At 65.6% G+C, this 3,925-nt stretch carries 4 protein-coding genes; 2 read left to right on the top strand and 2 right to left on the bottom strand.

Translation table 11 applies throughout. The features are described from left to right. Positions 1–236 precede the first annotated feature (236 nt). Both FHJ30_RS20105 and FHJ30_RS20100 read left to right on the top strand, forming a co-directional pair. Complete coding sequence (locus tag FHJ30_RS20105) at positions 237–680, top strand: hypothetical protein (protein WP_139031026.1); 444 nt, start codon at positions 237–239, stop codon at positions 678–680. Positions 681–902: 222 nt separating this feature from the next. Beyond that, positions 903–1,607 (top strand): response regulator transcription factor, encoded by a 705-nt coding sequence (locus tag FHJ30_RS20100; RefSeq protein ID WP_139031025.1) that lies wholly within the window; start codon positions 903–905, stop codon positions 1,605–1,607. Here the strand turns inward: FHJ30_RS20100 and FHJ30_RS20095 are convergent. Both FHJ30_RS20095 and FHJ30_RS20090 read right to left on the bottom strand, forming a co-directional pair. Then, positions 1,549–3,222 (bottom strand): GAF domain-containing sensor histidine kinase, encoded by a 1,674-nt coding sequence (locus FHJ30_RS20095; RefSeq protein ID WP_139031024.1) that lies wholly within the window; start codon positions 3,220–3,222, stop codon positions 1,549–1,551. The genes FHJ30_RS20100 and FHJ30_RS20095 overlap by 59 nt on opposite strands. Positions 3,223–3,444: 222 nt before the next feature. Then, entirely contained in the window at positions 3,445–3,765 is a 321-nt protein-coding gene (locus FHJ30_RS20090; RefSeq protein WP_139031023.1) for a GYD domain-containing protein, read from the bottom strand. Positions 3,766–3,925 lie beyond the last annotated feature (160 nt).

Here is a 3,925-nt window from a genome sequence, read left to right as displayed (position 1 = left end):
GATGTACGACGGCGGCCACCGGCCAAGGCGGGGTGGAGCAAGTCCGGGACTTTCTGCCCTATGGCTGGGCTGGAAGCGCTTGCCATCCTTGGAAAGGCGCCGTCCGGGTCCTTAGGTTGCGAGGCCGGAGCGGCTTTTCCATGCGGAACGCATACGTTCCGTGCTGGAGGAACTGAAAGCACGCCACCCCGGTGTCAGCGTGGACACCGGTGTGGCGGTCCTTTGAAAGGAGCGGCATGCCCGCTGACATTTTCACGCTCCATGCCGCCGTGACCTCGCGCCCGGAAGACCGGCTCGAGTGCTTGTATGGGCAGCTCACGGACAAAGGCCTTCCGGACGCCGAAGCGCGCACGGAAGTGGCGCGGATTGCAGCAAGGGAAGTCTGGGACGCATTTGCCGTACAGCTGCGGCATCACCGTGCCGCTGGACACCAGATGGATGCCAGTGTCCTCGCCGTCGCCCTGGGCTCGCTCCAGGGCCTGACCCTCCCCCTGCTCCGGCACTCCGGCAACGTGGCCTATGCCAGCCGCGCCGTGGGCACGGCCCGCCGCCGCCTCCAGTACAACGGCGGCCTTCTGCACCGCCTCCACCCGCATAACAACCCGGCCTTCAACGACGCGGACGCGGCCCTCGAAGCACTGGAGGCCTTCCTCGCACAGTCCCGGCCGAACGCCGCCTGACCGGAGCCGAACGCCGCCTGACCGGAGCCGAAAAGCAGCATAAACGGACCGCATTCTGCCGTGGTGTGCTCCTCATCACGCGGGTAACGGGCAGGTCCGGACTTTTGGCCCTGATGGCAGGCGCCGGCGCGCTGGACGATGTAGTGAGGTTCCTTTCGAAGGGGCGGCTGCAGGGAAAGAGAGGCGGCCGGGGAGGGCATCGAGCCGATGGAAGCGTCTTTCATGGAAACACCAGCAACACCCACGGGCATGGATTGGTCTCCGGCCCAGCCTGTCCGGGTCTTCATCCTCAACGACCACGGCCTGGTCCGGCAGGGGCTGAGGGACCTGCTTGAGCAGGAAGGATTCGAGATTGCGGGCGAAAGCGGGTCAGCCGCGGAAGCCGCCCGCCTCGTCCCCAGCCTGAAGCCGGACATCGTGCTGTTGAATGACCAGTTGCCGGACGGCACGGGCATAGAGGTATGCCGGTACCTCCGCCTGGCTGCACCCGGGGTGAAATGCCTGATGCTCACCAGCTGGGACAGGCAGCACGCTGTGCGGGCAGCGGTTCTCGCCGGCGCCTCCGGGTACGTGCTCAAGCAGATTGGAGACAACAGCGAGCTGTTCAACGGCATCCGCAGCGCCGCGTCGGGCGGTTCACTGATGGGACCGGGTGTCCGGGAACGGGTGGCCGAGAGCCTCTATGCAACTGCTTCGGCATCCTGGCTGGCGGCCATGACAATGCAGGAGCGGAACGTGCTCGGGTTCATGGCCCGGGGCCTGACCAACCAGCAGATCGGACAGGAGCTGGCGCTGCCCGAGGCGACGGTGGCCGCCTCCGTTTCCTCCGTGCTGGAGAAACTGGGCTTCCGGCGGCTCCGCGAGCTGGCTACGCCGTCGGCACCGTCCAGGTCACGCTCGTCCCCTCACCCGGAGCGCTCTCGATGACGCAGGTCCCGCCCAGGCGGGAGGCGCGCTTCCTCATATTGTCCAGGCCGCTGACCCGCTGCGGGTCCTTGAAGCCGCGCCCGTTGTCCCGGACGGTGAGCACCACTTCGTCCTCCTGCGCGGCGAGCAGGACATAGATGTCTTCCGACCCCGAGTGCCTGACCGCGTTACTGACGCTCTCGTGCAGCACCGGCAGCAGCTCTTCAGCCACCTCCGGTCCCACAGCGTCATCAACGGGGCCGGAGAGCTGGATGCGTGGAAGGAAGCCGGCAGCGCTGGCTGCCTCCTGGACGGCGCGCAGGACGCGGCCGCTGAGCAGCTCCTGGTCTGATCCCCGGGCCTGCAGTGAGTAGATGGTGTCGCGAAGCTGGCGGATGCAGCCGTCCAGTTCCTCCGTAACTCCCGCGATGCGCTCATTGCAGAAGGGATCCGAGGTGTACCGGCGCAGGCCCTGGATGTTCAATCCGGCCGCGAACAGCCGCTGGATGACCAGGTCATGCAGGTCCCTCGCGATCCGCTCCCGGTCGATGAACAGTGCGTGCTCTTCGCGCAGCTGGTTCGCCTTCAACAGGTCCAGCGTCAGGCCCACCCGGGAGGCGAACACCGTACTCGATTCGACGTCCACCTCCGTATAGCGTGTCCCGCCGGCGGCCCTGGCCAGGATCAACACACTGTCGAGGTGGCCGTCACTGTTGTTGCCAAGGGCGGATACCAGGACGGGACCAAGCTTTTCAGCCATCTCCGCGTCAAACACCTTGAGCGGATCGGCCAATGCCCTGGTTTCCCCCGTCGCCAGCACTTCAGCCAGCACCGACCCTGCCGGCATCTCCTGCCCGCCGGGCACCGACTGGACCCCCACCGATGTCCGGCACCGTATGCTCCCGTCCCCGGCCACCGACGCGATGAGCGCCAGCGCCGACCGTGAGGCGTGAAGTGCCCGCTCCGCGATCATGTCCAGGTTCTCGGTGTCCGACCGTGGGTGGGCCTTCAGGCTGTCGCTGACTTCCATGCCCGCTTCCAGCCACCGCTGGCGGCTGGTGCTGTCCTCAAACAATCTGGCGTTCTGGATGGCCACGCCCGCGGCAGCGGCCAACGCAACGGCGAGGTCCTCGTCTTCGGCCGTGAAATCGACGCCGTCGATCTTTTCCGTCAGGTACAGGTTCCCGAAGACTTCATCCCGTACCCGGACCGGAACGCCCAGGAACGTCTTCATCGGCGGGTGGTTGGCCGGGAAACCGGATGTTATGGGATGTTCGCCCAGGTCATGAAGGCGGAGCGGTTTGGGTTCGCGGATCAGTTGCCCCAGCACGCCATGCCCGGTGGGAAGGTCACCGATGAGCCGGGCGCCTTCGTCGTCTATGCCCACCGTGATGAAATGGCTGAGCTGCTGGTCATCGCCGATGACACCCAGGGCTCCGTACCTCGCGCCGACAAGTTCGCAGGCTGACTGCACCACCCGGTCCAGCACAGCTTCCAGGCTCAGGTCCTCGGTCAGGGAAACGACGGCGCCGAGCAGCCCCTCCACATGTTCCTGGGTGCGTACGAGTTCATCCGCCCGGTCTACGAACTCCCGCAGGAGTTCCCGGGTCCGCCGCCTGATTGGCTCCCGCCACATGAGAAAAACAACCCCAATAATTCAGAATGTCATCCACGGCGGGCTGCATCGCCCTGGATCCGGTAGTTCGACAGCCCCAGTGTCTCTCCTCATTATGCTAACAACTTGCGCCGCCACATGGCGCAACCGTTACGGCTTTTCGCGGCGCCCCTGCCGCACGCAGCCAGCGGGCCGCCGTCGTGATGTACGACGGCGGCCGCCCGCCAACGTGCCAGCCTCTCCTTACTGTCCGGGGGCCCGGTAGGACGGCGTCTTCTTGGCGGCCTCGTCGATGTCCTCCACCGTCAGGAGCGGCTTCAGGCGGACGTTGACGTTCCCCGTCGAATTGATCAGCAGCGACAGTGCTGCAGCGCTTGCATCATCCGGCGCCTCAAAAACGCCAAGGACGTCGTAGTAGCCAAAGGCGTAGTAGAAGCTCTCCAGCGAGCCTCCTACGGATTTCAGTGCCTCCGTCAGAGCATCGCGGCGCTTGGTGCCGCCCTCCTGCATCAGCCCCTTGATGCCCTGTCCAACGTACGTTGCTTCAAACAGATACTTCGGCATGGCCGTTTCCCTCCTGCTTTTCATTCCATCCGTCAGTCCACGGCGATTGGAGGGTGCCCCGCGCAGAAGCGGCCCAGCCCGGGCGCCTCATTCCGTGGAACGGGGTGAACTGCCCCGTTAACGCAGAAACTATTCCTCCGCCTGCGGGCCGTCAATATGC

Origin of the sequence: Arthrobacter sp. BB-1 (assembly GCF_006151685.1) — a bacterium.
Classification (GTDB): Bacteria; Actinomycetota; Actinomycetes; order Actinomycetales; family Micrococcaceae; genus Arthrobacter.
Note: the sequence above shows the minus strand (reverse complement) of the source record. Positions and strands in the feature narration are given on the sequence as shown.